This is a genomic window from Variovorax sp. Soil_C_12, from assembly GCF_057657375.1.
The window spans coordinates 276102-297727 of sequence record NZ_JBDGIO010000007.1 but is presented as its reverse complement, the minus strand read 5'-3'; the positions used below and the strand labels follow the sequence as shown (position 1 = coordinate 297727).

Annotated in this window: 18 protein-coding genes and 4 pseudogenes; 18 read left to right on the top strand and 4 right to left on the bottom strand. The window is 64.7% G+C overall.

Translation table 11 applies throughout. From position 1 onward, the window contains the following. Positions 1 to 66 precede the first annotated feature (66 nt). From AC3A6X_RS20765 to AC3A6X_RS20730, 8 genes are all read left to right on the top strand, one after another. On the top strand, positions 67 to 1941 hold the full coding sequence (locus AC3A6X_RS20765; protein WP_487843967.1) for a site-specific integrase: 1875 nt from the start codon (positions 67 to 69) through the stop codon (positions 1939 to 1941). Positions 1942 to 2469: 528 nt separating this feature from the next. Then, positions 2470 to 2748 (top strand): type II toxin-antitoxin system ParD family antitoxin, encoded by a 279-nt coding sequence (locus AC3A6X_RS20760; protein ID WP_487843966.1) that lies wholly within the window; start codon positions 2470 to 2472, stop codon positions 2746 to 2748. Beyond that, on the top strand, positions 2738 to 3031 hold the full coding sequence (locus AC3A6X_RS20755; RefSeq protein WP_487843965.1) for a type II toxin-antitoxin system RelE/ParE family toxin: 294 nt from the start codon (positions 2738 to 2740) through the stop codon (positions 3029 to 3031). Before AC3A6X_RS20760 ends, AC3A6X_RS20755 begins: the two co-directional genes overlap by 11 nt. Before the next feature lie 320 nt (positions 3032 to 3351). Continuing rightward, positions 3352 to 6108: a DEAD/DEAH box helicase gene (locus AC3A6X_RS20750; RefSeq protein WP_487843964.1), complete on the top strand. Its 2757-nt coding sequence runs from the start codon at positions 3352 to 3354 to the stop codon at positions 6106 to 6108. Positions 6109 to 6143: 35 nt separating this feature from the next. Then, positions 6144 to 7175, top strand: a complete 1032-nt coding sequence (locus AC3A6X_RS20745; RefSeq protein WP_487843963.1) for an SWIM zinc finger family protein — start codon at positions 6144 to 6146, stop codon at positions 7173 to 7175. 379 nt (positions 7176 to 7554) lie between these two features. Further along, positions 7555 to 7920, top strand: coding sequence for an excisionase family DNA-binding protein (locus AC3A6X_RS20740; protein WP_487843962.1), 366 nt, complete (start codon positions 7555 to 7557; stop codon positions 7918 to 7920). 57 nt (positions 7921 to 7977) lie between these two features. Further along, positions 7978 to 8289 (top strand): FitA-like ribbon-helix-helix domain-containing protein, encoded by a 312-nt coding sequence (locus AC3A6X_RS20735; RefSeq protein ID WP_487843961.1) that lies wholly within the window; start codon positions 7978 to 7980, stop codon positions 8287 to 8289. Then, a complete protein-coding gene (locus tag AC3A6X_RS20730) occupies positions 8286 to 8714 on the top strand; it encodes a PIN domain-containing protein (RefSeq protein ID WP_487843960.1) in 429 nt (142 codons plus the stop codon). Before AC3A6X_RS20735 ends, AC3A6X_RS20730 begins: the two co-directional genes overlap by 4 nt. 81 nt (positions 8715 to 8795) lie before the next feature. Here AC3A6X_RS20730 and AC3A6X_RS20725 read toward each other — a convergent pair. Beyond that, positions 8796 to 9007: pseudogene (locus AC3A6X_RS20725) on the bottom strand (IS3 family transposase); the annotation flags it as partial. 398 nt (positions 9008 to 9405) lie between these two features. Then, positions 9406 to 9618 (bottom strand): annotated as a pseudogene (locus AC3A6X_RS20720) (SDR family oxidoreductase); the annotation flags it as partial. On the opposite strand from AC3A6X_RS20720, the pseudogene AC3A6X_RS20715 reads away from it, so the two are divergent. Continuing rightward, a pseudogene (locus tag AC3A6X_RS20715) lies at positions 9589 to 9714 on the top strand (ABC transporter ATP-binding protein); the annotation flags it as partial. The pseudogenes AC3A6X_RS20720 and AC3A6X_RS20715 sit on opposite strands and share 30 nt — an antisense overlap. A gap of 42 nt (positions 9715 to 9756) precedes the next feature. Beyond that, the gene (locus tag AC3A6X_RS20710) at positions 9757 to 9987 is read left to right on the top strand and encodes a hypothetical protein (RefSeq protein WP_487844095.1); all 231 of its coding nucleotides are present in this window, start codon (positions 9757 to 9759) and stop codon (positions 9985 to 9987) included. A gap of 32 nt (positions 9988 to 10019) precedes the next feature. Here the strand turns inward: AC3A6X_RS20710 and AC3A6X_RS20705 are convergent, their stop codons facing one another. Next, entirely contained in the window at positions 10020 to 10922 is a 903-nt protein-coding gene (locus tag AC3A6X_RS20705) for a LysR family transcriptional regulator (RefSeq protein ID WP_487844086.1), read from the bottom strand. 116 nt (positions 10923 to 11038) lie between these two features. On the opposite strand from AC3A6X_RS20705, the gene mdlC reads away from it, so the two are divergent. The 7 genes and pseudogenes from mdlC to AC3A6X_RS20670 all read left to right on the top strand — a co-directional run bounded on the left by mdlC (position 11039) and on the right by AC3A6X_RS20670 (position 19036). Continuing rightward, positions 11039 to 12661 (top strand): benzoylformate decarboxylase, encoded by a 1623-nt coding sequence (mdlC, locus tag AC3A6X_RS20700; protein WP_487843959.1) that lies wholly within the window; start codon positions 11039 to 11041, stop codon positions 12659 to 12661. 65 nt (positions 12662 to 12726) lie between these two features. Continuing rightward, the gene (locus tag AC3A6X_RS20695; protein ID WP_487843958.1) at positions 12727 to 14175 is read left to right on the top strand and encodes an aldehyde dehydrogenase; all 1449 of its coding nucleotides are present in this window, start codon (positions 12727 to 12729) and stop codon (positions 14173 to 14175) included. Between the two features lie 130 nt (positions 14176 to 14305). After that, positions 14306 to 15283, top strand: coding sequence for a Bug family tripartite tricarboxylate transporter substrate binding protein (locus AC3A6X_RS20690; RefSeq protein WP_487843957.1), 978 nt, complete (start codon positions 14306 to 14308; stop codon positions 15281 to 15283). A gap of 3 nt (positions 15284 to 15286) precedes the next feature. Then, positions 15287 to 15448, top strand: a pseudogene (locus AC3A6X_RS20685) (aldehyde dehydrogenase family protein); the annotation flags it as partial. Between the two features lie 113 nt (positions 15449 to 15561). Beyond that, on the top strand, positions 15562 to 16539 hold the full coding sequence (locus AC3A6X_RS20680; RefSeq protein WP_487844085.1) for a Bug family tripartite tricarboxylate transporter substrate binding protein: 978 nt from the start codon (positions 15562 to 15564) through the stop codon (positions 16537 to 16539). A 58-nt stretch (positions 16540 to 16597) separates the two neighbouring features. After that, the gene (pobA, locus tag AC3A6X_RS20675) at positions 16598 to 17788 is read left to right on the top strand and encodes a 4-hydroxybenzoate 3-monooxygenase (RefSeq protein ID WP_487844084.1); all 1191 of its coding nucleotides are present in this window, start codon (positions 16598 to 16600) and stop codon (positions 17786 to 17788) included. A gap of 102 nt (positions 17789 to 17890) precedes the next feature. Continuing rightward, positions 17891 to 19036 (top strand): alpha-hydroxy acid oxidase, encoded by a 1146-nt coding sequence (locus AC3A6X_RS20670; protein WP_487843956.1) that lies wholly within the window; start codon positions 17891 to 17893, stop codon positions 19034 to 19036. On the opposite strand, the gene AC3A6X_RS20665 is transcribed toward AC3A6X_RS20670, so the two are convergent. Next, on the bottom strand, positions 19025 to 20038 hold the full coding sequence (locus tag AC3A6X_RS20665; protein ID WP_487843955.1) for an AraC-like ligand-binding domain-containing protein: 1014 nt from the start codon (positions 20036 to 20038) through the stop codon (positions 19025 to 19027). The two genes, AC3A6X_RS20670 and AC3A6X_RS20665, sit on opposite strands and share 12 nt — an antisense overlap. A 273-nt stretch (positions 20039 to 20311) precedes the next feature. Here AC3A6X_RS20665 and AC3A6X_RS20660 point away from each other — a divergent pair, with 273 nt between their 5' ends. After that, the gene (locus AC3A6X_RS20660; protein WP_487843954.1) at positions 20312 to 21625 is read left to right on the top strand and encodes an ABC transporter substrate-binding protein; all 1314 of its coding nucleotides are present in this window, start codon (positions 20312 to 20314) and stop codon (positions 21623 to 21625) included. The last annotated feature ends 1 nt before the right edge of the window (position 21626 follow it).

Below are 21626 nucleotides of genomic sequence, written 5' to 3'. Positions count from 1 at the left end.
CCCGCGACCCCGAAAAAGGGCAAGGTGCGGCCGGACCGAAAGCTGCACCGTGGTCATTTCGCCTTCATGCGCGCGCTGGCGCAGGGCCTGGACGAGCGCGCGAGTTGGGACCGGTACCTGCGGCTCGAAGGCGAGCACACCGACCTGAGAACGGTGCGGCGCACGATCGCCTGGATCCGCGACGAGTTCGCCGCGGCTGCGCGGCGCGAGCAGAAGCCCGGCACCGCGCGGCTGATCCTGCTGGATGCCGACCGCTTCGCGGCGGCGCCGGCGCTGCCGAGCCTGGCCGAGTTCGCCGCCGCCCAGGGCCTGGAGGACTTCTCCGAGGCCGAGCAGATCGAGGCCTATGAAGCGGCCTACCCGGGCGGTGGCGCAGGAGGAGGGCAGGGCGGTGCCCGACCGTCGCGTCGCGCCCGCGTCATCGAGCACCAGCTGCAGGCACTGCGCTGGCTCGAGGGCTTGGTGGTGCAGGATCCGCGGCCCGGCGACCGCGTGGCGGCCTGGCTCAATCCGTCGTTGGCGGCCCGGCTCGAACGCGCCGGCGTGCCGACAGTCGTCGATCTGGTCGAACGCATCAACGGCATCGGCGCGCGCTGGTGGGTGCAGGTGCCGGGGGTCGGTGAACTCAAGGCCGCCCGGATCCTGGACTGGCTGCAGGCCAACGAATCGGTGCTCGGCTTGCGCGTCGGTGCGCACGCCACGCAGCCGCGGGCCCAGCTGCCGCCGGCGGCGCTGGCCGCGGTGGTGCCGGCGGCGACAGCGTTGCGACCCTACGAGAAGTTCGTGCTGCCGGCCGAGCTCGACGGCAGTGCAGGGCTTTTCCGCGCTCCACATGCCAAGTGCCTCTTGATGGCCGCGAACGATCACCAGGCCGTCGGCGCATGGCTCGCCGCCAAGCGTCCAGGCAAGGTCGAGGGCGACCTGTCGCCGACTCAGCGCTCATACCGCAAGGAAGCCGAACGTCTTCTGCTCTGGTCGATCCTCGAGCGCAAGAAGGCGCTGTCCTCGTTGTCGGTAGAAGACGCCACCGCGTACCGCAGCTTCCTTGCCGATCCGCCCTCGACCTGGTGTGGACCCCGGCACCACCAGCGCTGGTCGCCGCTGTGGCGGCCGCTCGAAGGACCGCTGACGCCGGTGGCGCTGCGGCAGTCGCTGATCATCCTGAAGAGCTTGTTTGCTTTCCTGATGAGTCAGGGCTATGTGGTGGGCAATCCGTTCGCAGCCGTGGCACTGCCGTCCAATCCGCAGCGCCCGTTGGGCTCGAGCCGCAGCCTGACGTTTGCGCAATGGGACCACATCGACACCTTGCTGCAGGACCTTGTCGACACGGAACCAGGGCGGCGGCTTCGGCGCAGCATGCGCTGGCTCTACGCGACAGGGCTTCGTCTGTCCGAGATCACGAGCGTGAAGTGCGAGGACCTGCAACAGGTCGACTACAGGACGGCGGGTGGGGGCGTGGCCACTGGCTGGCTGTTGTCGGTCATCGGGAAGGGTGGCAGGAGCCGCCAGGTGCCGGTACCGGCCGAACTGGTCGATGAGTTCGGGAGCGAATTGGCTCGGCATGGTTTCGAGCGGCACGTCGGTGCCGTCAGCAACCAGGGCATTCACCTGCTCGCGCGCTTCGACACGGTGCTCCAAAAACCCACCCCGTGGTCTGCTTCAGGCCTCTACCAGTCGATGAAGGCGTTCCTCGCGCAGGCGGCCCGCGGCCTCGAAGGTGCCGACGCGCAGCAGCTGCGAAAGGCCAGCACGCACTGGTTGCGCCATTCGCATGGCTCACACGCGCTGCAGGGCCGGGAGGGCCAGGCGCCGGTGCCGATCCAGGTCGTGCAGAACAACTTGGGGCATGCCTCGGTGGGGACGACGTCGATGTACCTCACCACCGAGAGGGAGTCCAGGCTTGCCGGGATGCGGGGGTTTTGGAAGTCAAATCAGGACTGAGTAAGGTTTTTTCACCCGATGATTTGCACATTCAAACAGCAGCGGTTCACCACGGAGGGCCAGAAGAGATTTCGGGCCGCATGTTTCGGCAGCGCGCAATGGCTCGCCTGTGCTCGCCGTCAAACGCGGGGCCGGTGACCTGGTGGACGAATTTCGCAAAGGAACATCAGCGTGAACTCCGGCAAAGCGACGGCGAAGGCACGTGCGCTCGCCGCTCAGGTCATGGTCCAGTCTGGCTCCCGAGCCCATCGAAACCTCGTTCGCTGAAGTGGTACGTCTCATTGAGCAGGCCAGGAGCCGGGCGTACCAGGCGGTCAACTCGCGCGTGCCAAGGCCCAAAACAGGCATGGATAAGGTACCGCTATCTATGCCTTTTTTGCTACGCACGTGTCAGGACCACCGACGAGGTGTTAGGGCAGCGCGGGGTGCTCGCGCTGGAGGGATAAGGGCGGCAACTCCCCTGGAGCCCGGCAAGGCACCGTTGTGTCGACTATCAGTATTTGATAGTCTGGAGCTCAGAGGTCCGCCATGCCATCGAGTTACGTTTTAGGAAATCATTTCGAGAGTTTTGTGCGTCAGCAGCTGGACTCCGGGCGTTATCAGAGCGCGAGCGAAGTCATCCGCGAAGGCCTGCGCTTGCTCGAAGAGCAAGCAGCCTACAAGCAGGCGAAGTTGGATGCCCTGCGCGCCGACATTCAGGCCGGCATCGACAGCGGTCCAGGTCGACCGCTCTCGGAGGGAGCTGCCAAATTGAAGTCTCGCTATCGCTACTGGGCTGACAAGGGCGCGCCACCAGGTGCGTTGTGAGATTTCGCCGCTGGCCGAGGCGGATCTGCTGGAAATTGGCGACTACATCGCCCAGGACAAACCACGTCGAGCCCCAAGCTTCATCGATGAATTGATCGAGCAGGCCGAGAAGATCACTCAAATGCCTCGTGGCTACACCGCGCGTGAGGATCTGGCTGCGGGACTGCGCATGTGCACGCACGGGCCATGCATCCTCTTCTTCCGGGTCATCGGCACTGTCGTGAGAGTCGAGCGTGTCTTGCACAGCCGGCGCGACATCGACGCTGACGATTTGTCGAGCTGAGGATGCGCGTGATGTCGGTTTCCCTTCAATGTGTCACTTTTGCTCTTTCGTTCTGTCAGCGCCAGAGCATGGAGAGCCTGGATGCGCGGCGGCGCTTTCACGGCGAGCGCTCGCCACCACACCCTTTGGCTGCCACATTGATTCGCAGGAACGTGCCAGAGCCCGCTGCGGCGGTGCCAACACCCCGCCGGGGGATCAAGGACGGGGGCAAGTGACGGCACTGCGGCGTGTTCGACATTGGCCAACACCCCCCACAGGCCAGCGCGTCGCAGGCGCGGCCCTTGCGCAGGCCGGTGACGTTTGCGCCAGAAAATTTTCCCATGGCTGATCTCGCTCGCGATATGCCTGCCCCCCAGGGCGATCTCGTTGGCCTGGCTCTGGACCTTGCCATCTCGCCTGCCGGCCAGGCCTACCTGGAGACTGCGCGCGGCGTGACCGAGGCCCCGGAATCGCCCGCGGCCACGCGCATTTGCAAGGCCTTCGATCGCAGCGGCGCGCATGGCTTGCTGCAGCTCGGTGCGGTGGAATTGGGCGGCGTCCTGACTCCCGCGCTTGCCTTCGGCCGCGAGTTCGCCCATCTGTTCATGGTGCGGTTGACAGGCCTTGCCACGTTGGCCGACAACTGGGCGAGCGTTGAGTTGCCCGCGCCCCGCGCAGCGCTGGAACAACTGGCCGCCGCAGCGCCACCCATGACGGGTGCGGAATACCTCGACGGCGCGGTGCTCGCTGCATGGTGGGGAGACCTGCACACGGCAGTGCGCGAGGAAATCGCCGCCGGCGGTGGCGAGGTCTATGCCTGGTTGCGAGGCAAGCACCCGAGCTGGAACCTGGTTGGCCGGGTCTGTTTTCATCTCGCCGAGAACAAGGGCAACGAGCAGGCACCGTTCGCCTTTCTCGCCACCTGCGCGAGCCATGTGTCGAAGGACGCTCGCGTCCAGCATGTGCCGCTGGGGCGAGCGCTGCACAGCTATTCCGAGGCCCAGGATCGCGCCGGGCTGTTGAAGTTGCTCTTGCCGGTGCACAAGGCGGCCGAGCAAAGCCCGTGGCTGAAGGCGTTGGTCGATGCGGGCAAGGTGTTTCATCCGCTGGCCTGGTCGCCGCCCGAGGCATACCAGTTCCTGCGCAACGTGCCCCTCTTCGAAGCCAGCGGCCTGATCGTTCGCATCCCGGACTGGTGGAAGCCGCGGCACCCACCGCGCCCGCAAGTCCGGGTGAACCTGGGTGAGCACGCCTCGGGCCTTGGGCTGGACACGATGCTCGACTTCAACGTCGAGCTCACGCTCGACGGCGAAGCGCTTTCCGAGGAGGAGAGGAAGCAATTGGCAGCGGCCGGCGACGGTCTGGTCCGGCTCAAGGGACGCTGGGTCGAGGTCGACCGCGAAAAGCTGGAAGCCGTGTTGGCCCATTGGAAGAAGGTGCAGCGCTCGGCCGCCGACGGTATTTCCTTTCTCGACGGGATGCGCCTGCTGTCGGGCGCCTTCATCGACGCCAAGTCCAATGCAGAGCTGGCGCAATCCAGCGCCGACTGGTCGACGGTCCTGGCGGGCGACTGGTTGCACAACACGCTCGCGCACCTGCGCGAGCCTGGCGAGTCAGGTGAGGCCACCGATCCGCAGCCCGAACTCAAGGCACAGCTGCGACCCTATCAACGCAAGGGGGTGCATTGGCTGTGGTTGCTCAACCGCCTGGGACTGGGTGGCTGCCTTGCCGACGACATGGGCCTGGGCAAGACGGTTCAGGTGCTCGGTCTGCTGTCGCTGCTCAAGCGTGAGCGCGATCCGGGGCCCCATCTGTTGGTCGTGCCCGCTTCGCTGATCGCCAATTGGCAAGCGGAGGCAGCGCGCTTCGCACCCCACTTGCGGCTGCTGGTCGCGCATCCGTCGGCGATGGCGACCAAGGAGTTGGCGGTGCTCTCCGAAAAACGGTTGGCGGGCGTCGACGTCGTCGTGACGAGTTATGGCACCGTGACACGCCTTGCCTGGATGGGCGAAGTGCAATGGTCGGTGGTCGTGCTGGACGAAGCACAGGCCATCAAGAATCCCGGGGCCCAGCAGACGCGCAAGATCAAAGCGCTCAGGAGTCGCGTGCGCATCGCGCTGACGGGCACGCCCGTGGAAAACCGGCTCGGCGACTTGTGGTCGCTCTTCGATTTCATCTGCCCGGGGCTGCTCGGCCCCGCTGCGACCTTCAACCGCTTCGTGCGCAGCCTGGCGAGCAGGGAGCACGTCGACTACGCGCCGCTGCGCAGCCTGGTGCGACCCTACATCCTGAGACGCCTGAAGAGCGACAAGCGGGTCATCGCCGACCTGCCCGACAAGACCGAGGTCAAGGCGTACTGCGCACTCAGCAGGCTGCAGGCGAGCTTGTATCAGCAGGCGGTCGACGCGCTGGCCACGCAGATCCAGACCTTGGAGGGTATCCAACGGCGCGGCCTGGTCCTGGCCTTCCTGATGCGCTTCAAGCAGATCTGCAACCATCCTTCGCAATGGCTGGGCGACGACGCGTACGGACCGCACGACAGCGGCAAGTTCGCACGCCTGCGGGAATTGTGCGAGGCGGTCGCTGCGCGCCAGGAGAAGGTGCTGGTCTTCACGCAGTTCCAGGAAATGACGGGGCCGCTCGCGCAGGTTCTGCAAGGCGTTTTCGGGCGTCCCGGACTGGTGCTTCACGGCGGCACCGCGGTGAAGGCACGCGCGGCGCTGGTCGAGGCCTTTCAGCTCGAGCAGGGGCCGCCATTCTTCGTGCTCTCGCTCAAAGCGGGAGGCACAGGCCTGAACCTGACCGCAGCATCGCACGTCGTGCATTTCGATCGGTGGTGGAACCCGGCCGTGGAAAATCAGGCGACCGACCGCGCCTATCGAATCGGGCAGAAGAGCAACGTGCTGGTCCACAAGTTCGTCTGCCGTGGTACGGTGGAGGAGAAGATCGACGCCCTCGTCGAAGGCAAACTGGGTTTGTCGAACCAGGTCATCGATGGCGGCGGCGAGGCACTGATGACGGAGCTGAGCAACGACGAGTTGCTGCGCATGGTCGCGCTCGATATCGGCAGCGCCATGGACGAGGCCAAGGCCCGCTAAGAACGCGTCTTGTTTGGAAGAGGTCGGGGCAACACATGGGACGAAACGACTACGGCGGCTGGGCGCCTTACATTCCCGTGGCGCAAAGGCAGCGCCAGGCCAAGCTAACGGTCGCGGCGCTGAACAAGAAAGGGCAGGGCTGCCAGCCGGTCACGATTGAAGGCCGCGCGATCGCCAAGAGCTTCTGGGGCAAGGCCTGGTGCGACAACCTGGAGTCCTACAGCGATTTTGCGAACCGACTGCCGCGCGGGCGGACCTATGTGCGCAACGGTTCCGTCATCGATCTGTGCATCGAGAGCGGCCGGGTGTTGGCGCGCGTATCCGGTTCGGATGTCTACAGGGTCGAGATCGGTGTGCAGCCACTGCCGGCGACGAGGTGGGGCGCGATCATCAAGGAATGTTCGGGCAAGGTGGCCTCCCTGGTCGAATTGCTGCAGGGCCGCCTGTCCAAGGCGGTGATGGAAACGGTGACGCGCCGCGGCGAGGGGCTGTTCCCGCTGCCGCGGCAAATCAGCATGTGTTGCAGTTGCCCGGACGCTGCGTCGATGTGCAAGCATGTCGCGGCGGTGCTGTACGGCGTGGGTGCCCGCCTCGACAACGAGCCGGAGCTGCTGTTCCGACTGCGCCAGGTGGACCCGCAGGAGCTGACTGGACAATTTGGCGACATGCCAGCGATGGCGCCGTCCGACACGCGAGGTGCCTTGGACGGCACAGATCTGTCGGCCTTGTTCGGCATCGATCTCGACGATGGATCGACGACGTCGACAGCGCAGCCGGCGCCCGCCATGGCGCCGTCTCGCAAGCGCTCGCGAGAGCCGAAAGCCGTCGATCCGCTCGGGTCGGCTGTGTTGGCGAAAGACAGCAAGACGGCAGCAGCTCCGCGACGCGAGCGAAGCAAGGCCATCACAGCCAGCGAATTGATTGCGCGCGGCGTCGCGCGGCACATGATTCAGAACTGGATCGTTTCCGGTGTCTTGCTGCGCACCGAGCAGCGCGGCCTGTATCGGACAACGGCACAGACAGAAACGCGGATCGTTGCGTACACAGCTCGAACCGTTCGCATCTGACGGGCTGTTTCCTGGGTGCCGTCGACGACGCTCCATGACGCCTGGTGCACGCAGCGCGGGGGAAACGGCGCCCTAGCGCGGGGAGCGCGGGCTCGGGCAGGCTCGCCAGCGGAGAACACTCGCGAGGTGCAGTGTGGCAAGCGGCGCCTCCGGAGCCAGCCGTCGCCAAGTACGTGCCCCTGCTTGCGGACCCGTTCAACCCTCTCGCCGCCGAGGTGGGTAAAGGCTGTAGCGCGCGAGGTAGCTGAAGTTAGCCGCCCAAAATCGAGGTCCACCAATGCACCCGTTGGCCTCGACATCATGGCGGCGCCGACCAGCGTCGACGCACTCGGCGCGCGCATGACCGTCTTCGTGGCGAAGGTGCTCGAACAGTCACTGAGTGCTCGCACTGTCCAGGGCAGGGCGCTGCGCATGGTGCTTATTTGCCAAGCTGGCAAACGAAGAGATTGGCAGTGCGGATGCGTTCCCGGTTGTTGCGCAACATGCGATCACCGATGTGCTGCTGACAACGGTGGAGGCCGCCGCCAAGCTCAAGGTGAGCCGACCGTACGTATCGATGCTCGGCAAGGCAGGCAAGCTTGGCGTAGTCGTGATGACCGAGGGAGGGCATCGGCGCATCCGGTCGTCTGCCGTCCAAGCTTTCCTGGCGACCCGCGCGAAGCAACATGAAGGCGCGATGTCGCCGCGGCAGGCAGGTGTCGAGGCCGGCTTATATAAGCGGAGCAGAGCAGAGAACAGTGGTTGATACGCCTAGCCAGGCCAGTAGCGCTATCATTGATAGCATTAAGGCATGGAGGCTATCGTGGCAACCCTCATCATCCGAAACGTACCGGACGACACCCACGCGAAGCTCAAGATTCTGGCCGCCAGAAGGTCAGGGCGTGCGAGCGTCGAGGGCTTGGCCAGATCGCTACTCATCGCCGCGGCGGAAGAGCAGGCGCAGGGTAATTGGGTGGATCGCATGGTCGCCCGTAATCAGGCATTGATCGAACGCTTCGCTGCGCAGGGCGTCGAGCCGATCAGCCGCGAAGAGATGGACGTGATCTTCGCCCGCAACCAGTCACCGGCCGAGTTCCCTGACTTCAGCGGCTCCGAGTTCGACCCGCCGCAATGATCCTGCTCGACACCAACGTCATTTCAGAAACGATGAAGGGAAGGGCGGCTGATTCGGCGGTTCTCGCCTGGCTGGCCGCACAGCGCCAGGGCGATCTCTACACCAGCACGATCACCGTCATGGAGATCCTCAACGGGGTGGCCCTGCTGCCTCTGGGCGCGAGGCGTCAGTTGCTGGACCAGCAGGCCCAGCTGGCCATCCAGGAGTACCAGGGCCGCATCCTGGCCTTCGACATGATGGCGGCCGTCGCACACGCGCAACTCATGGAGCACACCAGGACGCGCGGCTTCACCGTCACCTATGCGGACAGCCAGATCGGAGCCATCGCTGCAGCCAACGGCTTCGCAGTCTGCACTCGCGACGTGACGCCATTCAGGGCGATGAACATCGTCTGCGCAAACCCGTGGACTGATCCACCCGGCTGAGAAGATAGCACCCGTCGAGGCCATGTCAGTGCCCCACCGCGCTTTGACCTTGCCCCTGGAATCCGTATCCCATAGATGAGCTCATGAGTTGGCTTGCCTGGGTTGATTGGCAAGCCAGTCCTGCTCGAACTGCATCGCACTGACGTAGGCCAGCGTCGAGTGCAGTCGAAGCACGGTTGTACCAGAGCAGCCACGCAACGGTTTCGTCCTTGGCCTCGCGCTTGGGTCTTGAAGCGTTGTCCGTGCAACCGCTCCACCATCAATGACCCGAACAGCGCCTCGCTACAGGCGTTGACGCTCCTATGTCAAGCAGGACGCAGCTCCCGTGCGTTCCAGAAGAAAAGGCGGTGCTGTCCTCCAGCCCCAGCACATCCATCTCCGGCGCGGACACGGCCCGATCAATTGGAGGATGCGCGATGTGACAAGCACCTGCCCCGCATCGCCGAGCTGGTCCAGCATGCTCACCGCCGCGTGATGGCGACCGATTCTCAGACAGAACGCGCCGATCCGCGTGCGTCCAGGTCCTTGCGGTTTGTTTTGTCTTCAAGCTGACCCAAGCGCTTGTGCCAAGACTCACATCTCACTTCGAGCTTCCGGCGCTCACCGTAGGTGCCCCAAATGCCAGCACTGCGACTGTCAACAAGTGTTGAAGTCAGTTAAAGCCGCTAGCCAGGTCAACGAAAGCCGATCTTCAAGCCACAGGCACCGTGCCGCCGTCAATGACGTACTCCACACCGTGGATGGACGCGGCCCGCTCCGACACCAGAAACCCGACAAGCTCAGCCACTTCACGCGGTCTTGCAGGGCGTCCGATGGGTATGCCCCCCAACGAGGCCATGAGCGATTTCTCGGCAGCTTCGTAGTCCGTGCCGTTCTGCTTGGCGATGCGCTCGACCAACTGAACGCCGAACGCTACGCGGAGGTCTTCGAGCACTTCCCGCTGCTCCAACGCCGGCTGAACCAGCGGGCGGGGTCGCTGAGCGGCGGCGAGCGGAAGCTGTTGTCCTTCGCCCGGACCATGGGGCTGAAGGCGAAACTCGCTATGCTCGACGAACCTACCGAAGGCGTCCAGCCAGAAAACATCGACCGGATGGCCGCGATGGTCACCCGCAGGAAGGCCGGCGGCGATTCATTCATCATCGTCGAGCAGAACCTTGAGTTCGTGGCAGCCTTTGCCGACTCGGTCCTGGTCCTGGACCACGGCGAAGTCGTCCTGCAAGGCAGCTTCGCCGCCCTGGGCCGCGAGCGGATCGAGCAGCACATGGTCGTCTGAGCATCTTCGCTCGATGCGTGCTTCACGTTGCTTCACGCTGCCGTCAGCGCGCGGAGCTCCTCGAGCAGCTTGACCGAGGGGCCCGGCAGCATGCCGGCCCGCCTGCGAAAAGCGGTCAGGATTCTTTTGTCGCTTGCGCCGGGGATGTCGAGGGCATCGATCAGCCCGGCCTTTCGCTCCGCGTCGTACATCGGCGCCGGCATCCACCCCAGAAAGCCCGAGTGGCCGATCAGGCTCTTGAGCGCCATGACCGAGCGCGTCTCGACGACCACGTTGGGCAGCGCAAGGTTGTGCCGCGCAAATACGCTCTTCATGTGCTCGAACGGTGCAGTTCCCTTTGGAAGGATCGCCCAGCGCTCGGCCAGGGTGTCCGACAGCTTCAGCTTCGGCTTCTTGCGCAGAGGGTGGTGACGGCCAGCCACGACGTAGCTGGTGTCTTCCCATCTGCAGTCCTTGACGGCGGCGATCTCGTCCGTGTCCTCGGTGTCGACCCCGAGCGCCAGGTCGATCTCGTGCGAGACGAGCGCGTCCGCAAGCCGGTCCCAGACGCCTTCGATGATCTGAACCTGAAGGTTCGGCCACTTCCTGCAGGTCCGGCCAATGGCCGAAGGAAGCACGAGACAAGCGATGCTCCCGACCGCACCGACCCGGATCGTGCCCTTCGCCAGCCCGAGCATGGCCTTGATGTTCTCGCTTGCGTGCTCCGATTCGCGCTGCAGCAGGAGTGCATGCGGCTGCAGCGCGCGGCCGACATCGGTGAGCTGCATTCCCTTCGAATGGCGCTCAAACAGCGGTGCCCCGGCCTGCTCCTCCAATCTGCGGATCGTGCGACTCAGCGCGGGTTGGGTGATGTTGAGTGCGTCGGCCGCTCGCCCCAGGCTCCCCGAAGAAACGATGGCGTTGAAGGCGACGAGGTGCTGCAGATCGAAAGTCATGCCAAACAGTAATGACTTTTTCTCAAAAAGGCAATTTTCAAGATGGGCGCGCGATCCCACACTCCCCTCATCGAGACAGCATTGCGAGTTCGCGGTGCACAGCAGGAAAGCACGAAATGACCGGACCCATACCGCAAGCCGCTGCCGCGACGCCCGCGCAACCCGCCGGCACCACCACCGTTCGCGAGGCCGTGTTCGACTTGATGCGTCGCTTCGGAATGACCTCTGTGTTCGCGAATCCAGGGTCGACCGAGCTTCCCATGTTCCGCGACTTCCCCAGTGATTTCCGCTACGTCCTCGGCCTGCAGGAGGCCTGCGTGGTCGGTATGGCGGACGGCTACGCGCAAGCGACCCGGAACGCTTCGTTCGTGAATCTCCACTCGGCTGCCGGTGTGGGCAACGCCATGGGCAACATCTTCACCGCCTTCAAGAACCGCACGCCCATGGTGATCACCGCCGGGCAGCAGGCGCGTTCGATCCTTCCCTTCGACCCGTTTCTGTCTTCGGCCCAGGCCACCGAGCTGCCGAAGCCGTACGTCAAATGGAGCATCGAGCCGGCCCGTGCGCAAGACGTGCCGCTCGCGATTGCCCGCGCCTATTACCTGGCCATGATGCCGCCTTGCGGTCCGGTGCTGGTTTCGGTGCCTGTGGACGACTGGGATCAATACACCGAGTTGGTTCCGACCCGGATCGTGAGCACTCGAACCCGTCCGGAGCCCGAGCTCATTGCCCGGATCTCGGCCGCATTGGAAGCAAGCGAGCGCCCGGCGTTCGTGGTGGGCGCCGCAGCGGACCGAGACGACGCGTGGAACGAAGTCGTCGCGCTGGCCGAGGCCCACAACGCCCGGGTGTGGGTCGCTCCGATGTCCGGACGTTGCAGCTTTCCGGAAGACCATCGCCTGTTCGCCGGCTTCCTTCCGGCCATGCGCGAGCGCATCGTCGAACTGCTCGAGGGCCACGATCTCATCCTCGCCATCGGCGCGCCGGCATTCGCATACCACGTCGAAGGCGCGGGACCTCATGTGCCTGCCGGTGCCGCCCTCTGCCAGTTGACCGAGGATCCCGATACGGCGGCCTGGGCGCCCGTCGGCATCTCGGCAGTCGGCAGCGTCCGGTTGGGATTGCTTGATCTGCTCGCCCTGCCGCCCAAGAAGACCCGCCCGCTCCCCCCCGCGAGAAAGGCCGCGCCGCGCGCAGAGCCGACGCCGTTGATGTCGGTGGCCTACGTGCTCCAGACGCTCGCGGAAGCAAGGAAGCCGGAACACATCGTGGTCGAAGAGGCGCCGAGTGCAAGGCCGGTGATGCAGGCCCAGCTGCCGTTCACACGCAGCGAAACCTTCTACACGATGGACAGTGGCGGCCTTGGCTACGGCATGCCCGCGTCCGTGGGCGTTGCCTTGGGAAAACCCGGCAGCCGGGTCATCTGCCTGATCGGCGACGGATCCAGCATGTACTCCATTCAGGCGCTTTGGAGCGCGGCGCAGAACAAGCTGCCGATCACCTTTGTGATCTTGAACAACCGGCGGTACGCCGCACTGCAGGATTTCGCGCCGGTGTTCGGCTTTTCGCCCACCGATGTCGTGCAGGGCACCGAACTGCCCGACCTCGACTTCCAGTCGCTGGCCAAGGGGATGGGGTGCACCGCAGTGCGCGTGACCGACCCGGCCGATCTGCGCAAGGCGCTCGACGAGGCTCTGTCCAGTGACAGGCCCGGCGTCGTGGAGGTCCGGGTCGCCTGACGCCGCCAATCATTCCCGTTCCAAGGCGGAAGCATTCTTTCAAACCACCCTACGGAGACAAGCCGATGAAGATTTCGATGTTGATCAATGGCGAGCGCACGAACGCTCGCAACGGCGCAACCTTTGAGCGGCGCAACCCTCTGGACGGCAGCGTGGCAACGACCGCACCCGCGGCGACGACAGAAGACGCCGTTGCCGCGGTGGATGCCGCGGCCGAGGCTTTCAAGACCTGGTCGACCACCGGCCCCGGCGAACGCCGGGCGCTGCTCATGAAGGCCTCGCATGCGCTGGAAGCCAAGGCGGATGCCTTCGCCGCGGCCGTCGCCGCCGAGACCGGCGCATCGGCCATCTGGGCAGGCTTCAATGTCCACCTGGCCGCCGGCATGCTGCTGGAGGCTGCGTCGCTCACAACCCAGATCAGCGGCGAAGTCATTCCCTCCGACGTTCCTGGCAATCTTGCGATGGCCGTGAGGCAGCCCGCAGGCGTCATCCTCGGCATTGCACCGTGGAATGCACCGGTGATCCTCGCGGTTCGCGCCATCGCGACCCCCCTGGCCTGTGGCAACACCGTCGTGCTCAAGGGCAGCGAGATCTGTCCCGCCACGCATGGCTTGATCATCGAGGCGCTGCAAGAGGCTGGTCTGCCAAAGGGCGTGGTGAACTTCGTCACCAATGCGCCGGCCGACGCTGCCGCCGTGGTCGAAGCAATGATTGCGCATCCGGCCGTGCGCCGCGTGAACTTCACGGGCTCGACGCATGTCGGCAAGCTCATCGCTGCAACCTGCGCCAAATACCTCAAGCCCGTTGTGCTTGAACTCGGCGGCAAGGCCCCCCTGGTCATCCTGGACGATGCCGATGTCGACGCAGCCGTCAATGCATCGGTGTTCGGTGCATTCGCCAATTCCGGACAGATCTGCATGTCTACCGAACGCATCGTCGTCGACGAGAGCATCGCCGATGAGTTCGTCGCCAAGCTCAGCGCACGGGCCGCAAGTCTTCCGCTGGGCGACCCGCGGCGGGGACCCGTGGTGCTCGGTTCGGTGGTCGACATGGCCACGGTCAAGCGCTGCAACGAACTGATCGACGACGCGCTGTCCAAGGGCGCCAAGCTCGTCACCGGCGGCAAGGCGAAGGACACCCTGATGCCCGCGACGCTGCTCGATCACGTCACCTCGGAAATGCGCATCTTCCGGGAGGAGGCTTTCGGCCCTGTGAAGGGCATCGTTCGGGTCAGCGGTGTGGAAGCGGCCGTTGCCTGCGCCAACGACAACGAGTACGGCCTTGCGGCCGCGGTGTTCGGACGGGACGTGGCGCGAGCCATTCAGGTGGCCGGGCGCATCGAGTCGGGCATCTGCCATGTGAACGGCCCCACCGTCCACGACGAAGCACAGATGCCGTTCGGCGGCGTCAAGGGCAGCGGTATCGGTCGCTTCGGCGGAAGGGCCGGCGTGGAAGCCTTCACCGAACTGCGCTGGCTGACCGTGCAGACCACGCCGCGCCAATACCCCTTCTAGCAGACGCACAGGCGCATCGGCGTTCTTGCCGGGCGCCACGCCACTGTCGGCAAAACGCCGAGATGGACGAGCCGACGCCTGCGGCAGCGAAGCTGCCGCACCCCGATTCTTAAAACCGGAGACAAGAGAAATGAAGTTTGCTTCGATGAACCGCCGGGTTCTCGCCTGCGCCCTGATCGTCATGGGCACCACGCCTGTCGTGGCGCTCGCACAGGACCAAAAGCCGATCGAATGGGTTGTCGGCTATGCAGCGGGCGGCGGCTCCGATACCGTGGCACGAACGATCGCCGAGGAGATGGGCAAGTCGTTGAAGCGCACGATCATCGTGAACAACAAGCCCGGCGCTGCAACGAACATCGCTGCCGATTACGTGGCGAAATCAAAAGACTACGGGAACATCATGTTCACCGCCGACTTCGCCACGCTGGCGGCCAATCCGGCACTGTTCGCCAAGCTGCCCTACGACGCGGAGAGGGACTTCATGCCGGTCGGCATGCTCGCACGATTTCCGCTCTTGCTGGTCGTTCATCCGAGCAACCCGGCCAACAACCTGAAAGAGTTCATCGCATGGGTCAAGGCCAACCCCAATGGAGCGAACTTCGCATCGTCGGGAGCCGGCAGTCCTCAGCACCTAGCCGCGGAACTGTTAAAGGAACGCACAGGTCTCGCGCTGCAGCATGTGGCCTATCGCGGCGGCGCGCCAGCGGTCATCGATCTTGTGGGAGGCCAGATCCCGTTCGCGCTCATGGACAGCGCCACGGTCCAGCAGTACGTGATGTCGGGCAAGCTCAAGGCGCTCGGCGTGGCCAGCAAGGAGCGCCTGAAGAACTTCCCCGACGTTCCGACGCTCTCCGAGCAGGGGCTGATCGGTTTCGACGCATCCGCCTGGCAGGGGCTGGTCGTTCCCAAGGGAACCCCGCCCGAAACCATCGCCGCCCTGAACAAGACGCTGCAGGCTGCGCTTGCCTCCACGCCGGTGAAGGCGCGGCTGGAGACGCTGTCGCTCGAAGCACTGCCGGGTACGCCGCAACAGATGACTGCCTATGTGCATGCGGAACGCGAGCGATGGGGCGCGCTGATCCGAAAGAACCAGATCCGCCTCGACTGAAGGTGCCACGTGAACGGCCCCACGGTGCACGACGAAGCCCAGATGCCGTGCGGAGGCGTCAAGGGCAGCGGCATCGGACGTTTCGGTGGCAAAGCCGGCGTCGATGCCTTCACCGAACTGCGTTGGCTGACGGTTCAGATCGCGCCGCGTCACTACCCCTTTTAACTTCCCGTCGCCAGCTATCACTGCCCCGGCCGCCTTTCGGCCGGGCGTGGAGCAGTGCACATCAAAATTTACAGGAGACAAGAGTGAGCTTCAATCAATTTCGGTTGTCCACGATGACGTCGGCTGCCCGGTGCGCGGGCTTGGTCGTCTCTGCGGCCCTGGCCTTCGCCTTGCCCGGTGCCGCCTTTGCCCAGGCTTGGCCGGCAAAGCCCATCAAGGTCATCGTCAACTTCCCGCCGGGCGGTGCGGCTGACCAGATCGCAAGGTCTCTGACGCAGCCGCTGCAGGAAGCGCTAGGCCAGCCGGTGGTCGTCGAGAACAAGAGCGGTGCCGGCGGCAACATTGGTGGCGAGGCAGTGGCGAAGGCCGCGCCCGATGGCTACACGCTGCTGATGAGCTCCGGCGGCATGGTCTCGGTCAACCCGCACATCTATCCCAAGATGCCGTTCGATCCGGCCAAGGACCTAGTCCCGGTGGCTTCGGCAGCGCGCGTGCTTGTCTTCCTTGTGACACAGCCATCGTTTCCTGCGAAGGACGCCAAGGATTTCCTGGCCCATCTCAAGGCGAACCCGGGCAAGCTGTCATTCGGCTCGCCAGGCAACGGCAGCTCACCTCATCTGGCGGCCGAGATGATGAAGTCGCAAGCGGGCGTCTTTGCAACGCACGTCCCCTACCGCGGCGCCGCACCTGCTCTGACCGATCTGCTGGCGGGCCAACTGGACTTTCTGTTCGATCCCGGCGTAGCCATCCCACACATCAAGGCGGGCAAGGTCAGAGTGCTTGCTGTTGGCAGTCCCAAGCGATCGCCCTTGTTTCCTGATGTGCCGACCCTCGACGAGGTGGGGCTCAAAGGCTTCGATGCCGACACGATATTCGGCCTCTACGCACCTGCCGGCACGTCCCCAGAGATCATCGCCCGCTTGAATCGTGAGATCAACAAGGCACTCACGTTGCCGGGCCCGCGTGAGCGGATCGCAGCGCTCGGCGGTGAAGTGGCGCCCATGACCCCGGCCCAGTTCCATGACAAGGCGCTGGAGGACGGCAAGCGATTCGGCAAGGTCATTCGCGAGAGAAAGATCGTCGGTGACTGAATACCGTTCGCACGACCTCATCACGCCATCCCACGCGGAACCGAAGGAAACAAAAAAAGTGCGCACCCAAGTAGCCATCATTGGTGCCGGCCCAGCCGGCCTGATGCTCTCTCACATGCTGTACCTGCAGGGCATCGAGTCCATCGTGCTCGAAACCCGCAGCCGGGAGGCCATCGAGGCCACCATCCGTGCCGGCGTACTTGAACAAGGCACGGTGGACCTGATGAAGCAGATGGGCATCGGCCCCCGCATGGAGCGTGAAGGCTTTCGTCACGAAGGAACGATCCTGCGCTTTGACGGCATTGACCGGCGCATCGACTTCCCCGAGTTGACCGGCGGCAAGGCCGTGATGGTCTACGCCCAGCACGAGGTCATCAAAGATCTCGTGGAAGCCAGACTGGCCACCGGTGGCGACATTCGGTTCGAAGTCAGCGATGTCAGTGTGCATGGTCTGGACTCAAAGACGCCGAGCGTGCAGTTTCGTCAGCAAGGCGGCGAACTTCAGACGATCGAGGCGGACTTCATCGCCGGCTGCGATGGAACGCAAGGCGTGAGCCGTCCCGCGATCCCAAAGGGCGTGCTCAAGGGTTTCGAGCGCCTTTACCCGTTCGGCTGGCTTGGCATCCTGTGCAAGGCGCCAGCCTCGTCTGATGAATTGATCTACGCCTTGAGCGATCGGGGGTTCGCGCTCGTCAGCACGCGTTCGCCTGACGTGCAGCGCATGTACCTGCAGTGCGAACCCACCGACAAGATCGAGAACTGGTCCGACGATCGTATCTGGAGCGAGTTTCGCGCCCGCCTGGCGACGCGCGATGGCTGGGCACCGAAGGAAGGTCCGATCTTCAGCAAGACGGTCGTGGGCATGCGCAGCTTCGTGACCGAGCCGATGCAGTACGGCAGGCTCTTTTTGGCGGGGGATGCCGCCCACGTGGTGCCACCGACAGGCGCCAAGGGTCTGAACCTGGCCGTCGCAGACGTGCGCGTGCTCTCGCGTGCCATCGGCGAGTTCTACAAGACAGGTCGCGAAGATTTGCTTGTCCGTTACAGCGACACCGCATTGCGGCGCATCTGGAAGGCCCAGCGCTTTTCCTGGTGGATGACGTCGATGTTGCACCGCTTCCCCGGTGCCGATGAATTCCAGCACAAGGTCCAGATCGCCGAGCTCGACTACGTCACCGGCTCGCGCGCCGCTTCGACCGCCTTGGCGGAGAACTACGTCGGGCTGCCGTTCGACGACCTCGCCAATTGACTCGTGCACACCGCTCACCAAGAGGCGGAAAAAGAATGAGTCGACACACCCGTGAGCGCCAGACAATGGCGAGCGCCCGATCTGGAGACGAGATCACTGCCCATGTTGTTGAACATTGAAGACTATCGCCGCAGAGCCCGCTCGGTGCTGCCGCGATTCGTCCATGACTACATCGAAGGATCTGCCGACGATGGCCATTGCATGCGTCGAAATGCAGGCGATCTGTCGTCCATCGAGCTCACGCCGCGCGTGCTGCGCGACACCACGCATGTCGACACTTCCGTCGAGGTCTTCGGCCGGAATTGGGCGCTGCCCATCGGCATTGCGCCGACCGGGCTCAACGGCCTGGTCCGGCCGGAGGGAGACCGCCTGCTGGCGGCCGCGGCCGCCGATGCGGGCATTCCTTTTTCACTGTCGACCGCTTCCAACATGCGGCTGGAGGATGTACGCGCAGCCGCCCCAGGCGGCGTGCAGTGGATGCAGCTGTACGTCATGCACCGCGAGATGGCGAGCCAGATCGTCGAGCGTGCCCAGAATGACGGCTACCAGGCGCTGGTGCTGACCGTGGACGTTCCCGTCAGCGGCAACCGAGAACTCGACCTGCGCAACGGGTTCCGCATGCCGTTTCGGCCGACACCCCGCCTGGCCTGGGACCTGGTGAGTCACCCCAGGTGGTCGCTTCGGATGGCCCCCCGCGGCGCGCCGGACTTTGCCAATCTGACGCCCTCGGGGAGCGGCGCGGGTTCGACCAGCATGCAGGCGGCCTTGCTGGCCCGCGCCATGGACCGGTCGCTCGTCTGGGAATCGCTGGCATGGCTTCGCGGAATGTGGAAGGGACCGCTCCTTCTCAAGGGCGTGCTCCATCCAGACGATGCACGCATGGCGGTCGACCACGGCATCGACGGCCTGATCGTGTCGAACCATGGCGGCCGCCAGAACGATGCGTCTCCCTCGGCGATCTCCGCGCTGCCGCGCGTCGCGGGGGCAGTCGCTGGACGCATTCCCGTGTTCATGGACGGCGGAATCCGCCGTGGTGGCGACGTCGCGAAGGCCTTGGCCTTGGGGGCCACGGCTGTGTTCGTGGGCCGGCCCACCCTTTACGGCCTGGCGGTGGGTGGGCAGCAGGGCGCGGCAGCCGTGCTGAAAATCCTGGCCGACGAGCTGGTGCGCAACATGACCCTGCTCGGTGCCACAACGGTGCGCGATCTTCCGGCTCGCCGGGTGGCGGGTGACGCCTCAGGCGGTTGAAGCGGTCGAAGGGGTTGAACCCGTCGAGACAGCGCCGCTTGCGCGGTACGCGCGGGGCGAGAGGTCGAACCGTTGCCGGAATGCCCGGCTGAAGTGGCTCAAGTCGTTGAAGCCGTGCGCCATCGCGATCGCTGAAATGCCGAGGCCGGCGCGCGCCGGATCCTGAAGGTCGGCCGCCGCACGCTCCAGGCGCCGTCGCCAGATGTACCGGGTCAGGGATGTGTTCTCGGCTTCGAACAATTTGTTGATGTAGCGCGGCGACAGATTCAAGGCGGTGCTCACCATGGACGTGTCGAGTTCGCACACGTCGAGATGGCGCTCCACGAAGTCCCTCACGCGCATCAACGCGGTTGCACGGTATTCGGAAAGCGGCAGCGGTGAGGCCAGGATGACTTCGTCCAGGGCGGCAGCCAGCAACTCGGTGAAGTTCCGGACCACCTTTTCCGACGCGGCCGGCGCCAGAAGCGAAGCCTGCTTGCTGAAACTGACCAGGTACCCGAAAAGGATCGGGCACATCTGGCTCGATTCGCCAAAGCTTGTGGCCGTGATGCGATGGATGCTCCCGGCCCGGTGCGCGATGGCCGAACGCGCCAGCTTGATCGTGATGATCTTGAACGTGTCGTCGAATCTGAGCGAATAGGGGCGCTGTGCATCGCAGACGGCGCCGTCGCCCGCCCTCAGCACCACGCTTCTCCCATCCTGCTGCGCCATGGCCACGCCCGAGAGGACGAAATTGAAGATCAGCGACTCTTCGCTGGCGCGCGCTATGGCCGAAGGCTGGCGCTCGACGCGGTGCGCCGAAGCTTCGATCCGGGCAACGCTCAGCCCCTCGAGGCGCGATCCCTCGACGGAGGCCTCGAAGGCCATGCCGCTCACCGGCCTGCACTCGAGATCGACCAGCGCACGGCACACGACGTCCTGCCAATAGCCGAATTTGTCGTGCTGATCGAGGCCGGCAGTGGAAGCGAGGATCGAGGTCGAGTTGACGGTGGAAGTCGACATGGCGGCCCGCCTTGGGGCTGACGTTGCACTTGCTCGGTGCCCGGGTAGCGCAGGCCCGGTGCATGAGTCCGGATGTCCGGAGTTTGATGGAAATCACGCAAGGTTGATGCCAAGAAAACCCTAGGTCACGCCTCGGTGACGCGCGTGTTTCTGCCCTCGGGCAGGGCCGTTCCAGTCAACTTTTGCGGCCGAGCCAGCAAAGTCGCGCGTGCCGGAAAAAAGCAAAGTTCGGGCAGGCCTTCGCGGAGGGCTGTAACCGCAACGGAGCGCACCTTGAAGACATCCACTTACATGCAGAACGCCAGCTACACAGGTCTCCTGGGCAACCGCCGCCAGCTGCTTCGCGGCGCGGCAGCGCTCGGCGCGGTGGCGGCCCTCGGCCAGGCCGGCAAGGTCTGGGCAGCCGACAAGGACACGATCAAGATCGGCTACATCAGCCCGAAGACGGGGCCTTTCTCTCCCTTCGCCGAGGCCGATGACTTCATCCTCGACCAGGTGCGCAAGTCGCTCGCGGACGGCCTTGTCGTCGGGGGCAGGAAATACAAGGTCGAGATCCTGGCGCGCGACGACCAGAGCAGCCCCGACCGGCAGTCCAACCTGGCGGCCGAGCTCATCAACAAGGAGAACATCGACCTGATGCTGGCGCAGGTGGCGATCGGCCCCAACGCATCGCAGCAATGCGAACTGAATGGCGTGCCCTGCATCTCGACGGTCGGCCCGTGGCAAGCGTGGATGTTCCCGCTCAAGGGCGATCCGGCCAAGGGCTTCAAGAGCGTCTTCCACTTCTTCTGGGGCCTTGAAGACATCTCCGACGTGTATCTCGACATCTGGTCCGGCGTGCCGTCGAACAAGGCGGTCGGATCGGTCTTCAGCAACGACGTGCCGGGCAACGCCATGGGCGACCTGAAGCTCGGCATGCCCGGCGCCTTCGCCAAGGGGGGCTACAAGATCGTGGACATCGGCCGGTTCCCGGTGGGCGCCGACGATTTTTCCTCCTACATCCAGGCGTTCAAGAAGGACAACGTCGAGATCGTCACCGGCCTGTTCAATCCGCCCGAGTGGGCTTCGTTCGTCAAGCAGTCCGCGCAGATGAACTTCAAGCCGAAGGTCGCGACTGTCGCCAAGGCTCTGCTCTTCCCGGGCGGGGTCGCCGCACTCGGGCCGCGCGCCGACGGCATGTCCACCGAGATCTGGTGGACGCCTGCCTATCCGTTCAAGTCGAGCCTCACCGGCCAGACGGCCAGGCAGTTCGCCGATGCCTACACCGCCGCCACGAAGCGCGAGTGGACCCAGCCGATGGGCGTCGTCCATGCGCTGTTCGAAGCGGGCATCCAGGCGCTCAAGGCCAGCGGCAACCCCAAGGACCCGGTCAAGGTGGCCGACGCCGTGCGCGTGATGAAACACGACACCATCATCGGCAGGCTGGACTTCACGTCGAGCGGCATCAAGAACGTCTCCAAGATGCGTGTCGTCGGCGGCCAGTGGCGGGTGAACGCTGCAGGCAAGCCGGAGCTCTTCATCACGAACAACAAGACCGCGCCGGAGATTCCCGTGCAGCGCAAGTTCGAACTCCTGAAGCTGGGCTGAG

Coding starts and splice junctions, on each gene's coding strand:
- AC3A6X_RS20680 (WP_487844085.1), top strand. CDS start 15,562: ATGACGTCGGCTGCCCGGTGCGCGGGCTTGGTCGTCTCTGCGGCCCTG.
- AC3A6X_RS20710 (WP_487844095.1), top strand. CDS start 9,757: ATGCTCGACGAACCTACCGAAGGCGTCCAGCCAGAAAACATCGACCGG.
- AC3A6X_RS20745 (WP_487843963.1), top strand. CDS start 6,144: ATGGGACGAAACGACTACGGCGGCTGGGCGCCTTACATTCCCGTGGCG.
- AC3A6X_RS20695 (WP_487843958.1), top strand. CDS start 12,727: ATGAAGATTTCGATGTTGATCAATGGCGAGCGCACGAACGCTCGCAAC.
- AC3A6X_RS20765 (WP_487843967.1), top strand. CDS start 67: ATGCGCGCGCTGGCGCAGGGCCTGGACGAGCGCGCGAGTTGGGACCGG.
- AC3A6X_RS20750 (WP_487843964.1), top strand. CDS start 3,352: ATGGCTGATCTCGCTCGCGATATGCCTGCCCCCCAGGGCGATCTCGTT.
- AC3A6X_RS20665 (WP_487843955.1), bottom strand. CDS start 20,038: ATGTCGACTTCCACCGTCAACTCGACCTCGATCCTCGCTTCCACTGCC.
- mdlC (WP_487843959.1), top strand. CDS start 11,039: ATGACCGGACCCATACCGCAAGCCGCTGCCGCGACGCCCGCGCAACCC.
- AC3A6X_RS20705 (WP_487844086.1), bottom strand. CDS start 10,922: ATGACTTTCGATCTGCAGCACCTCGTCGCCTTCAACGCCATCGTTTCT.
- AC3A6X_RS20760 (WP_487843966.1), top strand. CDS start 2,470: ATGCCATCGAGTTACGTTTTAGGAAATCATTTCGAGAGTTTTGTGCGT.
- AC3A6X_RS20730 (WP_487843960.1), top strand. CDS start 8,286: ATGATCCTGCTCGACACCAACGTCATTTCAGAAACGATGAAGGGAAGG.
- AC3A6X_RS20670 (WP_487843956.1), top strand. CDS start 17,891: ATGTTGTTGAACATTGAAGACTATCGCCGCAGAGCCCGCTCGGTGCTG.
- AC3A6X_RS20690 (WP_487843957.1), top strand. CDS start 14,306: ATGAAGTTTGCTTCGATGAACCGCCGGGTTCTCGCCTGCGCCCTGATC.